The organism is Methanobrevibacter sp. (assembly GCF_045611865.1).
Lineage (GTDB): Archaea > Methanobacteriota > Methanobacteria > Methanobacteriales > Methanobacteriaceae > Methanocatella.
This window is the reverse complement of the sequence record NZ_JAZKXX010000072.1, coordinates 1-20,058: the sequence shown is the minus strand read 5'-3', so window position 1 is coordinate 20,058 and position 20,058 is coordinate 1. Positions and strand designations below refer to the sequence as shown.

The 20,058-nt window shown below is 32.0% G+C and carries 23 protein-coding genes; 19 read left to right on the top strand and 4 right to left on the bottom strand.

What is annotated here, in order from left to right:
- Window positions 1-4 precede the first annotated feature (4 nt).
- The 4 genes from ACKI32_RS08590 to ACKI32_RS08575 all read left to right on the top strand — a co-directional run bounded on the left by ACKI32_RS08590 (window position 5) and on the right by ACKI32_RS08575 (window position 3,511).
- Window positions 5-673 carry a tributyrin esterase gene (locus tag ACKI32_RS08590; RefSeq protein ID WP_407415469.1) on the top strand — a complete coding sequence of 223 codons (669 nt, stop codon included), beginning with the start codon at window positions 5-7 and terminating at the stop codon, window positions 671-673.
- Between the two features lie 11 nt (window positions 674-684).
- Window positions 685-2,175: a glutamate synthase-related protein gene (locus ACKI32_RS08585; protein WP_407415467.1), complete on the top strand. Its 1,491-nt coding sequence runs from the start codon at window positions 685-687 to the stop codon at window positions 2,173-2,175.
- A gap of 174 nt (window positions 2,176-2,349) precedes the next feature.
- Window positions 2,350-2,991 carry a YczE/YyaS/YitT family protein gene (locus ACKI32_RS08580; protein WP_407415465.1) on the top strand — a complete coding sequence of 214 codons (642 nt, stop codon included), beginning with the start codon at window positions 2,350-2,352 and terminating at the stop codon, window positions 2,989-2,991.
- A gap of 79 nt (window positions 2,992-3,070) precedes the next feature.
- Window positions 3,071-3,511 (top strand): hypothetical protein, encoded by a 441-nt coding sequence (locus ACKI32_RS08575; protein ID WP_407415463.1) that lies wholly within the window; start codon window positions 3,071-3,073, stop codon window positions 3,509-3,511.
- A gap of 12 nt (window positions 3,512-3,523) precedes the next feature.
- Here ACKI32_RS08575 and ACKI32_RS08570 read toward each other — a convergent pair whose 3' ends face one another.
- Genes ACKI32_RS08570 through ACKI32_RS08560 form a run of 3 tightly spaced genes read right to left on the bottom strand, consistent with a single transcriptional unit; the run spans window position 3,524 to window position 5,277 of the window.
- Complete coding sequence (locus ACKI32_RS08570; protein ID WP_407415461.1) at window positions 3,524-4,186, bottom strand: hypothetical protein; 663 nt, start codon at window positions 4,184-4,186, stop codon at window positions 3,524-3,526.
- Window positions 4,187-4,191: 5 nt separating this feature from the next.
- The gene (locus tag ACKI32_RS08565; protein WP_407415459.1) at window positions 4,192-4,722 is read right to left on the bottom strand and encodes a TIGR00730 family Rossman fold protein; all 531 of its coding nucleotides are present in this window, start codon (window positions 4,720-4,722) and stop codon (window positions 4,192-4,194) included.
- A gap of 9 nt (window positions 4,723-4,731) precedes the next feature.
- Window positions 4,732-5,277: a DUF2115 domain-containing protein gene (locus tag ACKI32_RS08560; protein WP_407415457.1), complete on the bottom strand. Its 546-nt coding sequence runs from the start codon at window positions 5,275-5,277 to the stop codon at window positions 4,732-4,734.
- Between the two features lie 75 nt (window positions 5,278-5,352).
- Between ACKI32_RS08560 and ACKI32_RS08555 the strand changes: the two genes are divergently transcribed.
- From ACKI32_RS08555 to ACKI32_RS08505, 11 genes are all read left to right on the top strand, one after another.
- Complete coding sequence (locus ACKI32_RS08555) at window positions 5,353-5,994, top strand: hypothetical protein (RefSeq protein ID WP_407415455.1); 642 nt, start codon at window positions 5,353-5,355, stop codon at window positions 5,992-5,994.
- A gap of 77 nt (window positions 5,995-6,071) precedes the next feature.
- Window positions 6,072-6,539: a hypothetical protein gene (locus ACKI32_RS08550; protein ID WP_407415453.1), complete on the top strand. Its 468-nt coding sequence runs from the start codon at window positions 6,072-6,074 to the stop codon at window positions 6,537-6,539.
- Window positions 6,540-6,654: 115 nt separating this feature from the next.
- A complete protein-coding gene (gene nikR / locus ACKI32_RS08545; RefSeq protein WP_407415451.1) occupies window positions 6,655-7,107 on the top strand; it encodes a nickel-responsive transcriptional regulator NikR in 453 nt (150 codons plus the stop codon).
- Window positions 7,108-7,127: 20 nt separating this feature from the next.
- Complete coding sequence (locus tag ACKI32_RS08540; RefSeq protein WP_407415449.1) at window positions 7,128-7,895, top strand: 50S ribosomal protein L11 methyltransferase; 768 nt, start codon at window positions 7,128-7,130, stop codon at window positions 7,893-7,895.
- Between the two features lie 9 nt (window positions 7,896-7,904).
- The gene (gene hycI, locus ACKI32_RS08535; protein WP_407415447.1) at window positions 7,905-8,390 is read left to right on the top strand and encodes a hydrogenase maturation peptidase HycI; all 486 of its coding nucleotides are present in this window, start codon (window positions 7,905-7,907) and stop codon (window positions 8,388-8,390) included.
- Window positions 8,387-9,481, top strand: coding sequence for an acetyl-CoA carboxylase biotin carboxylase subunit family protein (locus ACKI32_RS08530; protein ID WP_407415445.1), 1,095 nt, complete (start codon window positions 8,387-8,389; stop codon window positions 9,479-9,481). Before hycI ends, ACKI32_RS08530 begins: the two co-directional genes overlap by 4 nt.
- Window positions 9,482-9,558: 77 nt before the next feature.
- Window positions 9,559-10,629: a glycosyltransferase family 4 protein gene (locus tag ACKI32_RS08525; protein WP_407415443.1), complete on the top strand. Its 1,071-nt coding sequence runs from the start codon at window positions 9,559-9,561 to the stop codon at window positions 10,627-10,629.
- Between the two features lie 24 nt (window positions 10,630-10,653).
- Window positions 10,654-12,084: a Mur ligase family protein gene (locus ACKI32_RS08520; RefSeq protein ID WP_407415441.1), complete on the top strand. Its 1,431-nt coding sequence runs from the start codon at window positions 10,654-10,656 to the stop codon at window positions 12,082-12,084.
- 84 nt (window positions 12,085-12,168) lie between these two features.
- Complete coding sequence (locus ACKI32_RS08515; protein ID WP_407415438.1) at window positions 12,169-12,609, top strand: hypothetical protein; 441 nt, start codon at window positions 12,169-12,171, stop codon at window positions 12,607-12,609.
- Window positions 12,606-13,871 carry a hypothetical protein gene (locus ACKI32_RS08510; RefSeq protein WP_407415436.1) on the top strand — a complete coding sequence of 422 codons (1,266 nt, stop codon included), beginning with the start codon at window positions 12,606-12,608 and terminating at the stop codon, window positions 13,869-13,871. The genes ACKI32_RS08515 and ACKI32_RS08510 overlap by 4 nt, the downstream gene beginning before the upstream one ends.
- 33 nt (window positions 13,872-13,904) lie before the next feature.
- Window positions 13,905-14,336 (top strand): DUF356 domain-containing protein, encoded by a 432-nt coding sequence (locus ACKI32_RS08505; protein WP_407415434.1) that lies wholly within the window; start codon window positions 13,905-13,907, stop codon window positions 14,334-14,336.
- On the opposite strand, the gene ACKI32_RS08500 is transcribed toward ACKI32_RS08505, so the two are convergent.
- Window positions 14,337-14,828, bottom strand: a complete 492-nt coding sequence (locus tag ACKI32_RS08500; protein ID WP_407415432.1) for a multiprotein bridging factor aMBF1 — start codon at window positions 14,826-14,828, stop codon at window positions 14,337-14,339.
- A 204-nt stretch (window positions 14,829-15,032) separates the two neighbouring features.
- On the opposite strand from ACKI32_RS08500, the gene ACKI32_RS08495 reads away from it, so the two are divergent.
- The 4 genes from ACKI32_RS08495 (at window position 15,033) to ACKI32_RS08480 (ending at window position 19,636) form a co-directional block, all read left to right on the top strand.
- On the top strand, window positions 15,033-16,298 hold the full coding sequence (locus ACKI32_RS08495; protein ID WP_407415430.1) for a proteasome-activating nucleotidase: 1,266 nt from the start codon (window positions 15,033-15,035) through the stop codon (window positions 16,296-16,298).
- Between the two features lie 134 nt (window positions 16,299-16,432).
- The gene (locus tag ACKI32_RS08490; protein WP_407415428.1) at window positions 16,433-17,398 is read left to right on the top strand and encodes a PH domain-containing protein; all 966 of its coding nucleotides are present in this window, start codon (window positions 16,433-16,435) and stop codon (window positions 17,396-17,398) included.
- A gap of 9 nt (window positions 17,399-17,407) precedes the next feature.
- On the top strand, window positions 17,408-18,592 hold the full coding sequence (locus ACKI32_RS08485; protein WP_407415426.1) for a geranylgeranyl reductase family protein: 1,185 nt from the start codon (window positions 17,408-17,410) through the stop codon (window positions 18,590-18,592).
- A gap of 9 nt (window positions 18,593-18,601) precedes the next feature.
- Window positions 18,602-19,636: a TIGR01177 family methyltransferase gene (locus ACKI32_RS08480; RefSeq protein ID WP_407415424.1), complete on the top strand. Its 1,035-nt coding sequence runs from the start codon at window positions 18,602-18,604 to the stop codon at window positions 19,634-19,636.
- Window positions 19,637-20,058 lie beyond the last annotated feature (422 nt).

The following is a 20,058-nucleotide window of genomic DNA, read 5'->3' as shown; positions in this document are numbered from 1 at the left end:
GAAAATGAGCGTATTGGAAATAGATGCAGAAAATTTAACTCCTCGTGAGATTAACTCACAGCTAAAAGATGCTGCAGGGGAATATGACAAAATCATTATAAAAAACCCTAATGCAAAACATTACCTTGCCGCAGGAGTAACCGAAGATGTGGAAATAGAGTTTGACGGTTCTGTAGGATACTTTGCAGGATGTATGTGTGACAAACCAAAAATAACAATCAACGGAAACGCAGGATGGTTTGTGGGAGATAACCTCACTGGAGGAGAAGTCATCGTTGAAGGATCAGCCGGTGACGGAGCAGGTCAAGGAATATATGATGGTTTTGTTGTTGTAAAAGAATCAGTAGGTTCAAGGACAGGAGAAATCATGAAAAACGGTACAATAATCATCGGAGGAAATTCCGGGTTCATGACAGGGATATTCATGATGGGAGGCCGTATAATTATCTTAGGTGATGTCGGAGATGATGTGGCAGAATCCATCATCCGTGGAGTAGTATACGTTAGAGGTAAAGTAAAAAGCCTAGGAAACAATGCAAAATTCGAAGAGTTAACCTTCGAGGATTCACTAGAACTTGAAGAAGCACTATCAAAATATGACTTTGACATTGATGATTATTCAGAATTTAAAAAAATAGTTCCAAAAAGTACAAGGCCATTCTATGGTCACTAGGAGTGTTAAGTATGCCATATAGAGTTGAAAGAAATCCGGATTTATGTAAAAAAAATTTTGGGCGTCCAGGATGTTGTTGGTATTTATGTGATGATAGAGATGAAAAAATCTGTGGAAGATGTTTTTCATGTTATAACAATTGCCCTCATGGAGTTTATGAAATCATTCAAGGTGATCCTTACCCATTAAATCAGGAAAAATGTGTGGGATGCAGAATCTGTCTTGAAATGTGTCCAAACAGAGCAATTGAAGTAAACGCAATTCCAGAAGATGCAAGACAAGGATGGGGATTCCCAGACATTGTAGAAATTGTAAGACAATCACAAACAGCATCATACAAACTCAGAAGTACAGGAGCATTAAGACGCATTCCTGACTTTGACGATTTGGTTGTAATCCCTGCACAGGTATCAAGACCACCAATCGATAAATACAGGGAACCTTGTGGAACAGATGTGGTTTTGGGGGACCGTTTTGCAGAAAACCCGCTAAAACTTGAAACACCAATCATGATTGGAGCAATGTCATTCGGAGCACTATCAAAAGAAGCAAAAATGGCATTAGCTATCGGATCTTCACTTGCAGGAACTGTAACAAACACTGGTGAAGGAGGAATGCTGCCGGAAGAAAGAGAACTTGCAGATAAGCTTATTGCACAATACGCATCAGGAAGATTCGGGGTATCCGCTGATTACCTTAAAAAAGGAGATGCAATTGAAATCAAAATTGGTCAAGGAGCAAAATCCGGTATGGGTGGACACCTTCTTGGTGAAAAAGTAACAGCAGAAGTATCACGTATCCGTAATATTCCGGAGGGATCAGATGCACTATCCCCTGCAAGACACATGGATATTGTAGGTCCTGAAGACTTAAGTATGAAAATCTCACAGTTAAGGGAGATTACTGACTGGAAAGTGCCGATTATGGTCAAATTTGCATCTGGTAAAGTTGCTTCTGATGTAAAAATTGCAGCAAAAGGTGGAGCAGACATAATCGTTGTTGACGGTATGCAAGGAGGAACCGGAGCAGGTCCAGAAGTAATCATGGAACACTCAGGAATCCCATCAGTTGCATCAATCGTAGAAGCAGACATGGCACTTAAAGAAATTGGCCTAAGAGACCAAGTAAGCTTAGTGGCAGCAGGCGGTGTAAGGTCTGGTGCTGATTTGGCTAAAGCTATTGCTCTTGGAGCAGATGCAGTATATATCGCAACAGCTGCATTAATCTCAATCGGATGTAGAGTTTGTCAAATGTGTTATACCGGAACATGTAGAAAAGGAATTGCAACACAAGACTTATCCCTAAGACACAGACTAGATTACAAAGAAAGGGGTAAAAACGTAGCAAACTACATAAAAACAATGACAGACGAAGCATGTATGCTAGTCCAACAAGCCGGAAACACTCACATTACAAAACTTGAAAAAGAAAACTTACGTGCATTAACCCTAGAGGCATCAGCTTTAACTGGTGTTCCGATGGCGGGTGTAGGTAAAATCTAATAATTTTACACTTATTTTTTTAAAATATGTGTAATACATTTTTTAATGGATATTTGGGCATTAAAGGTTCCAATTAGTAAGAAATTTAGATTAGAAGATTGCTATATGGCCTGCGCTCAATTGTTATCTACATATCAGAAAAATATTTAACCATTTTTCAAGAAAAAATATAATATGGAAATAAAAAAAGCGAATAGGTATATAATATATTTAATTTCACTATTCATTATATCTCTAGGAGCTTCTCTATCTATTAAAGCCAATTTAGGAACTTCCCCATTGATTTGCCTTCCATATGTTTCAAGTCTAATCACTCATTTCAGCGTCGGGGAAGTGATGTTTGTATTCACTGTACTTTTCATCTTAATCCAAATCCTACTTTTAAGAAAGGATTTTGAAAAAAGACAATACCTGCAATTGGTTATAGGAACAATATTTTCCTTTTTTATAGATTTTTCATTAATGCTAGTTAATTTCATAAATCCTGTCGGTTATGTTAACCAAATGTTATTGTTGTTAATCAGTTGTGTTGTAGTTGCATTCGGTGTTCTTTTAGAAATCCAAACGGAAATCGTTTATCTTCCAGCAGATGGGGTTATTGTGGCCATTTCAAAAGTTCTAAATATTGAATTTCCAAAGGTTAAGCCATTCGTTGATACTTCGATGGTTATTATTGCTGCGATTCTGTCAGTCATATTTTTAGGTTATCTTGCCGGTGTTCGTGAAGGAACAATAATATCCGCTATAATCATCGGGCCAATTGTTAAAATACTTAAAAAGTATTTGGACAGGTATATTGAACTATTAATTGCTTGAAATTATAATTTTTTAAGAATCGCATTTAAATAGAATAAAAATAATAATTAATAATAGAATTTTTTAAGAAGGCGGATTCATGTTTAAAAAAGTATTTTTAGGTTTAATTTTATGTTTAATGTTAGTTTGTGCCGTGTCAGCTATTGATACAACAAGTTTCACCGTTCCAGATGATTTTGAAGATGTCGGCGATGGTGTTTACGTTTTATATGATACTTTTAAACAACCAGAACAAGTATTGTCTGTTGTTTCTCACACAGAACATGATGCTGAGGATTACACAACTAATGATACAGAAAACGGTTACACTGTTTATGCATATGAAAATAACACATTCAACTTTGTAGATGAAAGTTTGGATGAAAAAGGTTCCTTTGAATTAATTGAAATTGATGGAGAAATGTTCATCATTGATTTTGCAAAATATGGAATAGGTGATGAAAATGACTTCAATGAAACTTTTGACAATTTAATGAAGTTCAATGAACTAAACGGTGTAGACCCTATAGAATTTCAATAGATTTTAACTAATCTATTCTTTTTTTATTATTACTTTTTCTATCATTTCGATTAGCATTCTATTTATTGGGTTTTTAAATGATAATGGATGTTCTTTAGGATAATCAGCGCCAAACGGCAACACTTTAAAACTGGACATGCATAAATCAGTGGATCTTAATGCAAAATAGGCTCTATAATCACCATCAAGAATATTTACCATAATTCCAACATCTTCGGTTCGCTCATGGCCGGAAATTCCTTCTTCAGCATAAATCTTAAATGTTTTTGTTTCTTCAGATGTAATCAAACCATATTCCATTAAATATAAGTCTTCAACATCTATTTCATTAAAATCCATTTCATATTCATCATATTCATATGTTTCATCACAATATTGTGGTGAAATTTGAATGTAGGGACTTGAATATGCTAGTGAAATGTAAATGCCGTCATGGTCAAGAGCTTTTGAAATTATATCAAAATATAAATTATCTAACTCCATTGATTTGTATCTGTCCCCTAATATTTCGGGAACGGTATGAGTCATTCCACCTTCTTCGATAACTGTGCAGTAAAAATGTTTTTCACCTAAATAACCGGCAGTTGAGGCCTTTTCAATTGTTTTTTTAATATCTATATCGTTAGCATTTTCAATTTTTTGTGCAATTTCTAAGGCTTGTTTTTCACTAATCATTTGATTTACCTTTCTAATATTTCAAAAATCTCATCAATGCTGTCTGCAACTTTAAAAATATCGGCTTGTTTATTTAAAAATCCTTTATCTCTCATTTCATCAATCATTTCAAGCATCTTATCAAAGAAATGATTGATATTAAAGACAATAATTTCCTTATTGTTCTGTTTTAATTTTTTAAGAGTTATTATTTCAAAGAATTCATCCAATGTTCCGATTCCGCCAGGGGATATGATAAACGCATCTGAATTTTTTACAAATTCCCTTTTTCTCTCGTCCATTGAATCAACATAGATAAATTTAGAGCAATCTTCACATAATGGCTCGAAGTTTCCAATCCATGGTGGAGCTATCCCTATTGATTTTCCACCATTATCATGAACTCCTTTGGCGCATGCCCCCATCATTCCGGTGTCTCCGCCACCGAAGATTAGTGTGTGGTTGTTTTTAGCTATTTCACAACCGAAGTTATAGGCTTCATCGGTGTAAATCTTATCTATTTTTCTACTTCCAGATCCGTAAAGACATATGTTCATGTTACCAGCTCAAATATCAGGTGTTTGCTCAGCAAGGCACAAATGGCAAATCGCATTGGGATTGTCATTTTGATTTTCTTTAACTGGGCAGAAGAATACTCCATTTTTCTCTTCTACTTTTAAACTTCCTGGAAATTCACTTCCAACTGGATGTATTGGTTCTTCTAGGATAAATGTAGTGTATAATGATGTGATTACATAAATTAATGGGAATTTGCCGTCTTCGCTAATTTTTTCACTTTCAAAAGTTCTCTCAAGCATTGGGAAGCATTCATCAAATGTTTCTTTATCTATAGTTTTTTTGTTGTAGCTGTCATTTTCCAATACTTCTTTCATACGCATTATAAAGTATTTGATATAAATTTCTAAATATTTTTCCCGGTAATTGGCATGAACGAATTCCCCATCTTTTCGCATATGTGCACTAGCTAACATTAAATCGTATACTGAAATTATTCCGGCATATTCTTTAAGTATATCCATTAATTCACATGTTGTAATTTCTTTTTTTGGGGATAATTTTCTAAGGTCGATTAATATGTCTTCGGGGTTCATATTTTTTTTATATAATTTTCATTGTTAATAAAAACTATTAATCACTTTAGACAAACTAATTGTGAGGTAAGTAAAATGGATGAGTTCATGGAGATTTCAAAAAAAGATATTGAAGATATTGAAAATGCATTAAAAATAAATGCGGATTACAAGCTTAAAAACTCAAAATTCACTGAAAAAACATTTAAAAAAGGAATGGACATTATCATAATTCAGTATGTAGCGAATATTGAAAACGAATTGGTTTTTGCTACAAAAGAAGAAAACGGCAAATATTATATTTCAGAAACTTTTGAATTGTTTATGGACAATATTTTAAATGGTAATGTTTCAAGGGATGTTTTCCAATCTGTTAATGCATACTTCCATGAGGTTATTGAGGATAAAGATAAGGATTTTGCTGAAGAAAAAGAAGAATTGATTAATTTTTTACTTTTAACAGATGAATATTATGAAAAACAGCTTGAAAGGGATTTGGCTCCTGATAAGATTCGAAAGGATTATCAGGCGGATTATGACAGGATTTATTCTGACGATTCACTAAACAGAGTTCAGAAAAGTCTTGCATTAAAAGAATTGTTGCACATGGCAATCTGTCAAGTTGTAAATGATATTGATTTGTTTTTTACAAGGCCTTCTGATTTAACTCCCGAAGAGGTTGCCGAGAAAAACAAGCAGGAAGCAAAAGCACTTGAAAGAGAAATGCAATTATCTTAAGTGTAATTGTTTTTTAACATATCTATTTAAGTAATATTACTTACAGAATTATTATTATAAACGGATTAACTGATTATATGATTACTATTACCAAAAATGAAGAGGTAGTTCTAGACCAGATTAAAATATTCAACATTGAATATCCTGATGGTATTCCAGTTGATGTTTTAAGAAGTGACTTGGGTTTTCATGAGTATGATTTGGTGCAAATCCTTGAAGAGCTTAATGATAAAGATTTAATCATTTTTGAGGATAATAAAGTTAGTTTATCTGGAAATGAAAAGGAAATCAATACTGTTAATTCTAAAAAAGATGTTGAAGAGTTAGAATTAAACATGAAAGAAAAAGAATCTTATGAATTAATTCAAAGCCTTGTTGATGATAAGAATCTTATTTCAAAGTATACTTTAGAAGGCCATTTACTTTATGGAGACTTAAAATTAACTAATTTTAGAATGTATCATATTATATTGTCTCTTCAAAATAAAGGGATTTTAAAAACCATCAATAAAGATGATGGTGAGTATTACTTCCTTGTAAAATAACATTTTTCCTTATTTTTTTATTATAAAAGTATTATTATTTTCACATTTAATCATAACATTTATATAACCTAAAAATTATATCTATATATAATAATTGATATTGATGTGTTTTATTATGATGAGAATAAGTATGTCACTACCTAAAAAATTATTATCTGATTTTGATGAAGTATTAAAAGAAAGAGGTTACCAATCTCGTTCAAAAGGTATTAGGGATGCTCTTCAAGATTATATTGTAAGATATCAATGGATGAATTCAATGGAAGGAGAAAGAATTGGTATTGTTACTATTATATATGATCACCATTATACTGGAGTTATGGAAAACCTTGCAGAAATTCAACACAGTTTCAGAAATGAAATCAATACAAGTATGCACATTCACATGACTGATAAATACTGTATGGAAATTGTTGTTGTTAATGGTGATATAGTTGATATTCGTGAGTTAACCGAAAGAATCATGAGACTTAAAGGTGTAGAACATGTAAAACTCACAAGTACAGCTAATGGGGAAGATTTTAAAGAACCTGGTCACTCCCATGACCATGGTCATCACCATCATTAAATTTTTTTCCTTTTTTTATTATGAAGTTCAAAACTACTCCCTATCATTCTGATTTGCTCAAGGATATAGGGAGATTATCTGTTTTTTTTGAAGCTATTGAAGAATATGATTTAAATAATGATTTAGCATATGATTTGGGCTGTGGAAGTGGAATTTTATCTTACTTTTTAAGCAGCAAATTTAATGAAATAATTTCCATAGAAATGGACAAAAAAGCCTATAATTGTGCTAAAGAGAATTTATCTGATTTTAAGAATATTGAAGTTGTAAATAGTGATGTTTTAAATTATAATTTCACAAAAAAAGCAGATTTGATTGTATGTGAGATGTTAGATACTGCACTAATTGACGAGGAAGAAGTAACAGTATTAAATCATGCTAAAAAATTTCTAAAAGAAGATGGTGTGATAATTCCACAGGGCATTATCAACACTGCAGAACTTGTAAATCTGGAAAGACATTATGTGCACTGGGATGAAAATGTAAACTATCTGGTTTTATCAAAGCCAATTGTTTACTCAAGTTTTAATTTTAAAGAGGATTTAAATCCAGAATTCAAAACAAACTTAAGATTAAAAGCGAATAACGAGGGAATTGTGAATGGATTAAAAATTACAACATTCACAAAACTCAATGAAAACACTATATGCGGACCAACACCAATGTTAAACCCACCCTTATTAATTCCATTAGATGAAAAAGAAGTTAAAGTAAATGACTATATAGATGTTGAAATAAAATATATTATGGGAAAGGGGATTGAAAGTATTAAAACAAAATATTTATAAAGGTGAAAAATGTCCTTCAAATCTCAATTAAGTAATTTTTTAGCGGATTGTGAAAAATTAATTGTTTTAGGCGTTGGTAATGAACTTAAAAGTGATGATGGTGTGGGACCATTCGTTATCAATAAGTTAAAAGAAGAAAACATTGAAAATGATAAAAAACTGTTATTTATCAATGCAAAAACAGTCCCAGAAAACTTCACAGGAAAAATTAGAAAAGAAAATCCGACTCATATAATCATAGTTGATGCATGCTTAATGGGTTGTGAACCTGGGGAGATGAAAATCGTAAACAGATATGATTTTGCAAATATAGGCATTTCAACTCATTCGATGTCGTTATCATTCTTTGTAAGGTATTTGGAAAAGGATAATGATTTTAAAATAACTTTTGTTGGAATAGAACCTGAAACTATGGATTGGGGTGAAAATCCAACACCAAAAGTTGAAAGTACCGCTTATGAATTTATAGACACACTGAAAGGGATTATATTATGAAACTTTTATTTATTGGTTCAAGATTATATGATGATATAGATTGGTATGTTAAACGTAAAGGAATAGAAAGTGTTTTAACTGAATCTAATGAGGAAGCCATAAACCTTGACTTGCCTGATCAGGTATTCATAGTTCCTCGAGGTATGGATGGACCAAAACAGGTGGCATTAATGCAAAAAGTCGATGCAATTGTTCCATTAATCGGTATTGACCCGCCATTAATAGATGTGGCACACATGAAAGAGGAAGTTGAAAGTGAATATGGCATACCTGTAATTGCTGCAGGTGTACGTGCAGTGGAATTGACTTCTGATAAAATAAAGACTAAAGAGTTTTACACAGAAATTGGTGTGGACACTCCGAATTATCAGATTTTAAATGGTCCTGATGAATTAAAACTTAATCTGCCTGTTGTATTAAAACAAGGCTGGGGTCAGGGCGGAAAAGATATTAAAGTTGCTAAATCAATTGAAGACGTTGAAGAATACTTTAAAGAATTTGACCAAGCATTATGTGAGGAATTCATTGAAGGTGCTGAAATTTCAATTGAAGTTTTAGGTTTCAATGGAGAATATGTCGCATTACCGCCAATATATAAGGGTGAAACTACATTGGAAGGAACACATCCATTAAATAAAGTTAAATCTGGCCCGTGTATGGTAGAGGGTTTAGATAATAATCTTGTCCAGCATGTTGCATATAACGTAGCCAAGAATCTCAATTCCGATGGTATTTTTGAAATGGACTTTATGTTTTCCAGAAAAAACAATCAGTTATATGCAATTGAAGTTAATACAAGGCCGAACGGTACAAGATATTTAACTACAGCTACTTGTGGTGTAAATTCTTTATGTGAACTTGTTAACATGGCAATTGGCGAGTTTAGCTTAGCTAATATTTCTGATAAGTTGCAGTATTATTATTCAACTGAAATTCCTGTTGGTAATTACATCGGCCCTACTCCAAACGAGCCGGTAAAATCATTTGATGATAATGACTTTGTTGTCCATGGTCCGGAAGGTTATCAAAGAGTTACAGCAAGGGCAAAATCAGCTGATGAACTTGAGAAATTAGTTGAAAAGTTAACCTAATCTCTGTGTTATAAGTTATAATTAAATAGTATTATCAATAGATATTCTATCATCCTAAAATAATTTAGTGTGGTAAAATGAATAATACAGAAATGTTAATCCTTTTTTTAATAACATTATGTGCAACAATATTCTTCACATGGTATGTTAAAAGAATATTGCTTAAAGCAAGGATTGCTGATAATCCTATAGTTAGTGAACATAGACATAAAAGCGGTACTCCAACAATGGGAGGTATTGCATTTTTATTTACAATTTCTTTAATTATTGCATTGTATTATCAAAATACTCCAATTTTAATTCTTTCATATATTATGCTTGCTGGAGGAATTGTAGGTTTAGTTGATGATTTAATAGGTTTAAAAGTTAAGGAAGTTCAAAAAATTGTTGTAAATATTTCTAATGAAGTAGTTGCTCTTGGAAGATTGGATGTGGAACCTGGTGAGGAAGTTCGTGTAGCCACTCCAAAAGCAAAAGCAGAAGTAGATGATTTGCTTAAAGAAGGAAAGGTAGAAGTTATTGGTGAGGTTCCAATTAAAACAGAACCTGAAGAACTTGAAAAAATCATATGTCAAATTGTTTTAGGATTATTTTTAGGATTAACTGGAGTTATCACAACATTGGGTGGTTTCCAGTTAGGTTTACTGGCTATTCCAGTAGTTATAGTTGCAATTATTGGATGTATTAATTCAGTTAATTTAATTGATGGAATGGATGGTCTTGCAGCAGGAATTGTGGCAATCGCTTCAGCTGCATGTTGTGCTTATGGTTATTTATTTGGACCAGCAACTATTATTCCGCCCTTTTTAATTTTAACAGGTATATGTTTAGGATTTTTAGTATTTAACAAACATCCTGCTTCAATATTTATGGGAGATACTGGATCATTTGTATTAGGTACGGGATATGCTGCAGCCGTATTGCTTTGTGATATTCCATACTTTGGTGTTCTTGCATTGGGTGTACCAATTGTTTCTGTTGTGGTAAGTTTACTTCACAGGGCACATATTATTAAATTGCCTGTAGAACCATTGCACCATACTTTAAATCATTATGGGATGTCTGAGACAAAAATTGTATTGAGTTATTGGGCAATTACAGCATTATTATGTATAATTGGAATACTTGCAAAGATGTATGTATTCTAATTTTTTCTATTTTTTGGTGATAATATGAATATTCAAGATTTGGCTAATTCAATAAATGGAAAACTTATTGGGAATGATGAATTTTTCTCCATTGATGGATTTACTGGAAAATTCACTTTTTTAAATGATGCACATACTGGAGACATTGTAATTAGGCATTGGATTAATGCAGTTGGTATTGAAATTGCATTTGATAAAAATATTGCATGTTTGATTACTCAAACCCCCAAGGACGGGGCTGTTGAGCTAGCAGAAAAGTTAAATTTCCCATTAATCATCACAGATAAAATTGAACTAGCAAATGCTTATGCACTATCACATACTGTAGATAAATTTTCACCAAATTCAACAAATATTGTTATTACTGGTACAAATGGTAAATCTACAACTTCTCATTTAATATATCATATTTTAAACAATGCTGGTTATCATGTACTTACAAATACTGATAGCGAATCAGAATTTAATACTTTAATTGATCCGATGGTTTCAAAATTAATATCTGATGAAGTTACAGAAAATGGCGAGCTGGATTATCTGGTTATTGAAGTATCTGAAGTTCAGGGATGGCTAGGTAAATTAATGAAAAATCATGCCGCTTTGATGAGTGAAGCAATAAATCCAAAGGTGGGTGTTATAACAAATATCGCAATGGACCATATTGGTCTTGTGAACTCAATTGAAGAAGTTTATGATGAAATTAAAGCAGTTCCTAAAGCTATTGGTGAGGGAACTACAATTCTTAATTATGATGATGAATTAGTTAGAAGTTTAGAGGCTATAAATCCGTTTTATACATCAATGTCTAAATTGGATGTGGATGATGCAGTTTACTTTGATGAAAATAAAATTTATTATGATAATAAAGCTATTTTAACAATTGATGACTTACCATTTAAAGGCAATCACTTTATTCAGAATATATTGTCTGCTATTGGGGCTTGTATATCATTAGGCATTGAAATAGAAGATATCATTAATGGAGTTAAATCATATAAAGCGTTGGATAGACGTTTTGCAAAATTAAATGATGAACCGTTGATTTATGATGATTTTGCCCACAATCCCGATGGGATTAAAGCGACAATTGCAGAAACTATCAAATTACTTCCAGAAAATCAAACATTGTATGTTGTATGTGCAATTAGAGGTTCAAGGGGAGTTGAAATCAATCAGTTAAATGTTGAAGCTTTAGTTGAGTCAATGGATGATAGGATTGAATTGATTTTATCTTCAAGTAATGATGTTGTAAATAATTTGAATTATGTTGAAGATGAAGAAAGAGAAGTATTTTTCAATACCTTAAACGAAAATAACATAGATTTTATTCATTTTGATAACTTAAAAGAGTGTTTAGAAGATACCTATAAAAAAGCAGATAAAAAAGATATTATTTTATTAATTGGTGCTCAAGGGATGGACCCTGCAGAGTCCCTTTTAAAAGATATTCTATAAATTTAAATATCATATTATTTAATATAATAAATGTATAATTGTATTTCTTTTTATCAAAAGGATATGATAATAAGAGGATGAAATATGTTTGTAAAGATTAGAAGAGACACATTAATTATTTTATTATTGGCGTTTGTTTTGATTCTTTGTGGTCGTTTGATTACTTATGTTGCATTTGCTTCTTCTAGTGAGGTAAATGATGGTATTCCTATTTCCGGTATTATTGTTAAAGGAAATGATATTGTTCCGGTAGATACTATTAGAGCTAATGTTATGCAAGCCGGTTTTAGGGATGGTAGTGTAATTTATGGTGATGTATTAAAGACTTCTAAAAGGGAAGTTTCACTGCAAGATGCTATTCAGACGGCTCAGGAATTTGCAACATGGTCGACAGTGCCCGGTACATCTGTCGAACCAATTACGGCTGCTGATGTTCAAGTTGACAAGAACACCGGTGTTGTTACTGTAACCGTTATTGAAGACTTTTCTTCGGTTGAATTAGATGAAGATACGCAGGGTGGATGAAATTGAATAGATTTAAAGTTTTTCTCGTATTTTTCGTCATATTGTTAATGACTATGAGTAGTGTAGCTGCTACTTGTAACATTATTATCATTACTGATCCTACTGGTCAGGATCCTAATGGTGCGGCAGCTGGAAGTATGTCCTTTGCAGAGAATATGTTCCAATCTACATTCTTGATGTCTAAAAATAATAATTTTGCAGTACTCTCTGGGGGTACTGGTACTTCAGACACAAGGTTGGATTCTATTGTTCAAGCAATTGCTAGTTTAGAAAACAATGCTTCTGCAGCGTCTGTTGCATCAATTGCTTCTCAATATAAAGGGGCTCGTCTTGTCGTTGGTGGTCCATATATGGGTGCTGCTGTTGGTGGGTCATTTGATGCTTATGTAATTACTGTTGATGATGCAAGTAACCAAATTAAAGTAACTCCATATTCTAGTGGTGTTGCAACTTTACAGCCTGGTCAAAAAGGAGCAATTATTCACTTAAGGAATACTGAAGGAAATCCAATGTATGGTACTGCAGGTACTGTAAGAAAAGAAACTGCTATGAACATTGGAAAAATGATTAGGGATGGATATCCTGCAACCACAATTCTTTCTGAAGCTATGGGTGAAGTAGCTAAAGATTCAGGAGAGAAATACGGTGGAGGTGGAGTTAACTTGATTTCAGGTATGTCTACTGGAGATATGTTTACTCCAAGAGAAATGAATACAACGGGTATTCCTATGGATGAAGAGTACTCAAAGACTTGTGATGACTGTGGTTGGGCTACGGGTTTTCCTGCAGCAGAGGCATATGATAAATGTCCTGTGTGTGGAGGAACACTTAGAATTGTTTATGCATATGAAGCATTAGGTAATGCGCTGACGGTTAGTCCTAATGCAGTTAGTGTATCGGTTTATGGAAGTGACAAGCCTGGTCTGGCATCAACTACAAAAGAAATTGTTGAAGCTTCAGTTGCAAAATATGGTTATGATGCATCTGCTATTGCAGGTTCTATAAATAGAGGTATTAATAATGGTCTTCTAATGGGTGTGGATCACGTAGAACCTAAAGATATTAATGTTAAACAAGGTTCTAAAGCTGTTGGTGTTTACTATAATGCGCTTCCTGGAGATAGATCTTCTCCTTCATGGGATTTGCCTATTGATGGAAATATATTAAACGTTTTGGGAAGTGTTCAAACGGCAGTTGGAATCATTTTAATATTGCTGGTTGTATTTAGAAGCAGATTATTGAAATCATTCCAAAACAGGTGATTCTAATCACCTTTTTTTTAATGGAGATTTATTATGGCATTGATTTTAGTTAGGGGGGAAAATAATTCAAAATTGCTTAGTGCAATTTCAGATATGGAACGTCATGGAAACATGACTTTGATATCAAATCCTAAAGTTATTGATGCGGAGTTTGCAGATTCTTTAGTTGAAGATATTTTAAAATCCAAGCTCAGAACCAAATCTAGCGTAGCTACTGCATTTTTTGTAAAAGAAGATACTACATTGAGTATTCTACAAATTAAAAAGATTCATCCTCCAGCTCATGTAGTTGTCGTTAGTGATGAGTATGATGCTTACAATAAATTACGTGATGCATTAGATGAAGCAAAAGTACTTCCAGGATATCATTCACATAAAGCAGTTAATGATGGTTTAATTGATTATAAAATTCAAGGTAAAGACCGTTATATAAAAAATGATAAATTAAATAGCTATTTAAAATAGCTATTTCCTTTTAATTTTCATAATATTTCCTAAGGTACGTTCACCAGAGGAATTACTGACAAACTGATTTAAATCAACATTATCTATTTCTTCAAGAAGTTTAATATCTAAAGCTTTTTCGAATTTTTTAGTTAGTTTGTTGTCAGGTGTCATTTTGCCGGTTTCAATTCTTGTAATGACTGAAACTCTTTCATTAATTTTTTTACCTAAATCTTCACGAGACCACTTTTTAGATTCTCTTGCTTTTCGTATTTCTACATTGAAATCTTCGATTAGTTCATCTGTAGGGTCGTCTCTTCTTGAATAGTTTCTATTTTTAGTATTTGTTGGTCTTTTTGTTTTTTCTTGTTTTACAAATTTTGGTTTTGGAGGTGCTTTTTGGATTTTACCAAGTTTTGAACACTCTTTACAAACAACCATAACTGATCCTTCAATTTTTGCTCTTATGGGATTGTTTTCTGGCACTGGTTTGCCACAGATTTCACATTCCATTTTAATCAGTTCCTCCAATAGTGTATAGTTAAATATATATTAATAATGTTATTTAATGATTGTTAGTACAAATTAAAATGAATACCTTTAAATACTTTAAAGTTACAAATTGTTATTATAACATTGAATAAATATAACCGAGAAAAAACTCGGAGTCGAATTAAATACATAGTCTCTGAAATAGGAGAATAATACTAACTGGAGATGATTCACATGGATGATTTTAACGATTTGGAAAATTCTTCAAAGGAACAATTAATCGAAAAAGTGGAATCCCTACAAGATGAAATTGTATCTTTAAGAGAAGAAAAATCCAAAGCTAAAAGTAACTTAATGTGGAAAGTTAGGAAATTAGAAAAAGACAAAGTACTCATTGAAAATGAAAAAATTAGATTAGAAAGAGAAACCAAATCTCTTCGTTCAGAGGTGGATAGATTCAGATCTCCTCCTTTAGTACTTGCTACTATCACTGAAGTTTTAGACGATCACAGAATGACTGTTAAAAGTAGCACCGGACCTAGCTTCCTTGTTAATTATTCAAAATTCTTAGATGAAAAATTATTGGTGCCTGGTTCAAGAGTGGCACTAAACCAACAAACCTTTGGTATTGTTGAAGTATTGCCGTCAGAAAAAGATGCAAACGTTTCTGGAATGGAAATAGAAACAAAACCGGATATTACTTATGATAAAATCGGGGGTTTGGAAGAACAAATCATTGAAGTTAAAGAAACTGTAGAACTTCCTTTAACTGAACCAGAACTATTTGAAAAGGTAGGTATTGAACCACCTAAAGGAATATTGCTTTATGGACCACCTGGAACAGGTAAAACTTTACTTGCAAAAGCTGTTGCTAATGAAACCAATGCTACATTTATTAAAATAGTGGCTTCCGAGTTTGTTAAAAAATACATTGGTGAAGGTGCAAGACTTGTACGTGAGGTATTTGAACTTGCAAAAGAAAAAGCACCGGCCATTATATTCATTGATGAGCTTGATGCAGTTGCAGCTAAAAGACTTAAAAGTTCAACTAGTGGAGATAGAGAAGTACAAAGGACTTTAATGCAACTTTTAGCTGAACTTGATGGTTTTGAATCAAGAGGAGACATTGGAATTATTGGTGCAACCAACAGGCCGGATATATTGGATCCTGCATTATTACGTCCTGGTCGTTTTGATAGATTTATTGAAGTACCTCTTCCGAATGTGGATGGAAGACGTGAAATTCTCAAAATTCACACTAAAAACATGTCTTTAGATGAAGAAGCAGATATTGACTTGCTTGTTGATTTAACAGATGAATTATCTGGTGCAGACTTAAAAGCAGTATGTACTGAAGCAGGTATGTTTGCAATTCGTGAAAAACGTGACAAAATTACTGTAGCTGACTTTATGGATGCAATTGAAAAAGTAATGAGCAAAACTCAAGAAGATGAATTGTTCAAAACCGAAGCTGGAGTAATGTTTGGTTGAATATAATTATATAAATAAGCCTATGATGAACCCTATGAGCTCTGATATGTGATGAATGATGGGCGAGCTGAGGCTTATTTTTTTAATCTTTTTTTCTAAAACTTTATTTAAAAGTAAATTCTAATAGTATAATCATGTTGTTTAATAAAAATGATAATAGAGTTAATGAAGTAATTCTATATAAAACAAAACCTAATATGCTATTGGGTTGTAAAAAAGCTATTTATGGAGTTATTTTATTAGGCATTGTCTTGTATGTTTCTCCCATTATGATTAAACTTATAGGTGAAATGCAAGTTTATATGATTTCCCGTATTCAATTGCCACTTACAAGATATGTTGCTATTGGATTTTTTGTTGTCATTCTTATTATTGCAATTTATATTATCTGGCAACTTGTTGGGTGGTATTCTATGGAATACACTTTAACCGATTCAAGAATTATAATTAAATCAGGTGTGATATCCACTAAAAAGAATTATATGCCTTATGCCACAATTCAGGATATAAACACATCTCAAAGCGTCATTGCCAGATTATTCAATGTGGGATCTGTTTCTGTTTTTAGCGCATATGATAATAATCAAATGGTTTTGAAAAACATTTCTAATCCTTCAAAGGTGGAAGAAATTATATTTTCTAATATGGTTGGGCCTAGAACTTTTCAAGAACCTCCTCAAAGGTTTCCTCGCCAATCTTATCCTCAAGAAAGACAATATTTTGATGAAGAGGATTATTTAGGTAGGAATGATTATTATGATGAATTTGAGCCAATAACCCCAATAACACACGAAAGCAATTCATATCAAAGACATAATTATGAATATTATCCTGAAGACTTAAGTCATGAAGGTAATAGGCATACTTATGAATATGAACCTTATGGCAATAGATATGATAGAGAAGTTCCTTTAAGAGAGGAAAGACACTATTCTGATAGATATTCGCAAGGTAATTATTATAATAATGTAAGGGATGAGTATTCCAGAGGGGATAATTATCCTGATTATAGCTCTGAAGACCAAAGGTCAAATGAACCAAATGATGCGGACTCACAGGAAAAAGCTATTAGAAGACATTTTGATAAGTTTAAAAAATAAGGTTTTATAATGAATTATGATGTAGCTGTTATTGGTGCAGGTCCGGCTGGATCCACAATCGCTTTTTATTTAACTTTAAAAGGTTTATCTGTTTGTTTAATCGATAAAAAAAGACAAATCGGATATCCTCTTCAATGTGCTGGAATTTTAAGTCGCCACATAGTCAAGTTAAATGACCTGCCGGAAAGGTTAATATTAAATAAGGTTAAAGGAGCATTCCTACACACAGACAATTATACTTTAAACGTTCAAAAAGATTATGAAGCAGCTTATATTATTGACAGGGTTGCTTATGACGAATATTTATTTAATAGGGCTATTGATAATGGCGCCAATTTTATAAATCAGAAAGCTATTAATTATGATTTGGATGAAGGTGAAGTTTATCTTCAAAATGGAGAAATTATAAAATCCAATGTCATTGTTGGATGTGAAGGATATAATTCTCTATTATCTCATCATATGGGAAATACTCAATCAAATTTCAATGCATCACAAATTCTTGTAAAAATTTCGAAAGATACTATTAACAAGTTTAGAAATTCCTCTAAAAACAATGAGGATTATGTTGACACATATTTAAGAGAAGACATACTTCCTGGATTTTTATGGATTATTCCTATACAGGATGACCTTTACAGAATTGGTCTATTTTCTAATGATTCTCATAAAATACAGGGCTCAATTTTGAATGATTTCTTAAATGAGAATTTTGAATATGAACTCATTGAAAAATACAAAGGTTTCATTCCAATTTTTGATGAAAAGAATAAATTAGTGGACAGAAGAGGAGTTTTAATAGGTGACTCAGCAGCTCAAGTAAAACCAACCTCCGGAGGAGGTTTGTTATTGGCATTTGATGCGTGCAGAATCGCTTGTGAACATATTTATAAAGCCGTAGATGAAGAAGATATTAACTATTTAAACAAATATCAAGATGAATTTTTAGATAAATACCTAAAAGAATTTAAATATCAATTTAAAGTTCACAAAACTCTCAACATGCTTTCAAATGATGATTTTGATTACTTATTTAAAAAACTTAAAGAAAATGATTGTGAAGAGTTAATATCAACTTATGGGGATATGGATAATCAGTCAGTAATTATTAAAGAATTTATTAAAAGAGGTTTAATATTTAAGATTATTCCCAAATTTTTATTTAAAAAAGTATCAAAGATATTTGGATTTTAGGTGAATTAAATGGAACTTTTATTTATTCAATCACAAGAACATCCCTTACTTCCTCAAGCAGAACTAAAAGCAGTAATGGAATGTGAAAACATTAATGCAAACATTGAAGTAATCACTGAAGGTTTGGTATTATTGACTGACATTTCAAAAGAAAATGTCTGTGATTATTATAGAATTCTTACAAAAAGATTGGGATATACTCATGAAGTACATGAATTAATCTTAAAAACTAATGTAAATGATTTTGATAAGGATATGGATTCTATTAATTGGGGAGAATATATTGATGAAAGTTTTGCAGTTCGTGTCAAAAGATTTCACTCAGATATTGACACCGTAGGCTATGAAAGACAAGCTGGAACATTAATATTAGAAAATTGTAGTGATATAAAAGTTAATCTGACCAAACCAAAAACATTAATAAGAATTGCGGCTTATGAAAATGAATTTTATGTGGCTATTGAAAGAATTAAATTAAATAAAAAACATTTTGAAGATAGTAAACCTCACAAAAGACCCTTTTTCTATCCTGGATCTATGAGTCCTAAACTTGCAAGATGCATGGTTAACTTATCAAGGGTAAAAGAGGGGGATTTGCTATTAGATCCATTTTGTGGAACTGGAGGCATATTGATTGAAGCAGGATTAATAGGTTGTAAGGTACTAGGTTCAGATATTTTTTGGAAAATGAAAAATGGGACTGCTATTAATCTTGAGCATTATGGAATTACAGATTACAGAACATTTAATTTGGATGTTCGTGAGCTTAAAATGTATGAAAAAGTAGCCGCTGTAGTTACTGATCCTCCATATGGAATTTCAACCACAACAGGGGATGTTGATGGGGATGAGATTATTAAAGAATTTTTGGAATCTATTTATGACAACATGAAAGACGATGCTTACTTATGTATGGCGTCTCCACACTTCATTGATTTAAAGCCGATGGTAGATGAAGTTGGATTTGAAATTGTAGAACAATATGGAATTAAAATGCATAGAAGTTTAACAAGAATAATTTCCGTAATTCGAAAAAAGTTATAAAAAAATAGTTAAGTTTATATACTACTTATTTATTTTCTTGTTATTTTCCATTTAAAACAACTCACTTCTCTTTATTTTTATTATTTTTACTTTTATTTTTTTTAATTTCAATTATTTGACATTTTTAAAATTATTTTGAATATTTTTCATAAAAATATTAATTTAGATAAAATAACAGTTTATACTTATTTTTATTATTTATATGGATTAATTATTAATTTAATTTTAATTTAATAAAAATTTGCAATATTTTTTAATTAATTTTGTTAATAAAATTTATCTGTCTATAAGATGTGCTATGTGTTTTATGGCGGTGACCTAAGAATTATTGTATGGAACAATTTTTACTATGATGGTTGCTTTTCCGCATATAGCTATACATTTGTGAGTACTTGAATTTTCTCAAGTATGATGTTGGTTTT

What these genes read in the sequence shown, in the direction of transcription:
- ACKI32_RS08550 (WP_407415453.1), top strand. Translation starts at nt 6,072, where the DNA reads ATGATTACTATTACCAAAAATGAAGAGGTAGTTCTAGACCAGATTAAA.
- hycI (WP_407415447.1), top strand. Translation starts at nt 7,905, where the DNA reads ATGTCCTTCAAATCTCAATTAAGTAATTTTTTAGCGGATTGTGAAAAA.
- ACKI32_RS08485 (WP_407415426.1), top strand. Translation starts at nt 17,408, where the DNA reads ATGAATTATGATGTAGCTGTTATTGGTGCAGGTCCGGCTGGATCCACA.
- ACKI32_RS08575 (WP_407415463.1), top strand. Translation starts at nt 3,071, where the DNA reads ATGTTTAAAAAAGTATTTTTAGGTTTAATTTTATGTTTAATGTTAGTT.
- ACKI32_RS08520 (WP_407415441.1), top strand. Translation starts at nt 10,654, where the DNA reads ATGAATATTCAAGATTTGGCTAATTCAATAAATGGAAAACTTATTGGG.
- ACKI32_RS08540 (WP_407415449.1), top strand. Translation starts at nt 7,128, where the DNA reads ATGAAGTTCAAAACTACTCCCTATCATTCTGATTTGCTCAAGGATATA.
- ACKI32_RS08495 (WP_407415430.1), top strand. Translation starts at nt 15,033, where the DNA reads ATGATTCACATGGATGATTTTAACGATTTGGAAAATTCTTCAAAGGAA.
- ACKI32_RS08590 (WP_407415469.1), top strand. Translation starts at nt 5, where the DNA reads ATGAGCGTATTGGAAATAGATGCAGAAAATTTAACTCCTCGTGAGATT.
- ACKI32_RS08505 (WP_407415434.1), top strand. Translation starts at nt 13,905, where the DNA reads ATGGCATTGATTTTAGTTAGGGGGGAAAATAATTCAAAATTGCTTAGT.
- ACKI32_RS08560 (WP_407415457.1), bottom strand. Translation starts at nt 5,277, where the DNA reads ATGAACCCCGAAGACATATTAATCGACCTTAGAAAATTATCCCCAAAA.
- ACKI32_RS08570 (WP_407415461.1), bottom strand. Translation starts at nt 4,186, where the DNA reads ATGATTAGTGAAAAACAAGCCTTAGAAATTGCACAAAAAATTGAAAAT.
- ACKI32_RS08480 (WP_407415424.1), top strand. Translation starts at nt 18,602, where the DNA reads ATGGAACTTTTATTTATTCAATCACAAGAACATCCCTTACTTCCTCAA.
- nikR (WP_407415451.1), top strand. Translation starts at nt 6,655, where the DNA reads ATGATGAGAATAAGTATGTCACTACCTAAAAAATTATTATCTGATTTT.
- ACKI32_RS08530 (WP_407415445.1), top strand. Translation starts at nt 8,387, where the DNA reads ATGAAACTTTTATTTATTGGTTCAAGATTATATGATGATATAGATTGG.
- ACKI32_RS08580 (WP_407415465.1), top strand. Translation starts at nt 2,350, where the DNA reads ATGGAAATAAAAAAAGCGAATAGGTATATAATATATTTAATTTCACTA.
- ACKI32_RS08585 (WP_407415467.1), top strand. Translation starts at nt 685, where the DNA reads ATGCCATATAGAGTTGAAAGAAATCCGGATTTATGTAAAAAAAATTTT.
- ACKI32_RS08510 (WP_407415436.1), top strand. Translation starts at nt 12,606, where the DNA reads ATGAAATTGAATAGATTTAAAGTTTTTCTCGTATTTTTCGTCATATTG.
- ACKI32_RS08515 (WP_407415438.1), top strand. Translation starts at nt 12,169, where the DNA reads ATGTTTGTAAAGATTAGAAGAGACACATTAATTATTTTATTATTGGCG.
- ACKI32_RS08555 (WP_407415455.1), top strand. Translation starts at nt 5,353, where the DNA reads ATGGATGAGTTCATGGAGATTTCAAAAAAAGATATTGAAGATATTGAA.
- ACKI32_RS08500 (WP_407415432.1), bottom strand. Translation starts at nt 14,828, where the DNA reads ATGGAATGTGAAATCTGTGGCAAACCAGTGCCAGAAAACAATCCCATA.
- ACKI32_RS08525 (WP_407415443.1), top strand. Translation starts at nt 9,559, where the DNA reads ATGAATAATACAGAAATGTTAATCCTTTTTTTAATAACATTATGTGCA.
- ACKI32_RS08565 (WP_407415459.1), bottom strand. Translation starts at nt 4,722, where the DNA reads ATGAACATATGTCTTTACGGATCTGGAAGTAGAAAAATAGATAAGATT.
- ACKI32_RS08490 (WP_407415428.1), top strand. Translation starts at nt 16,433, where the DNA reads ATGTTGTTTAATAAAAATGATAATAGAGTTAATGAAGTAATTCTATAT.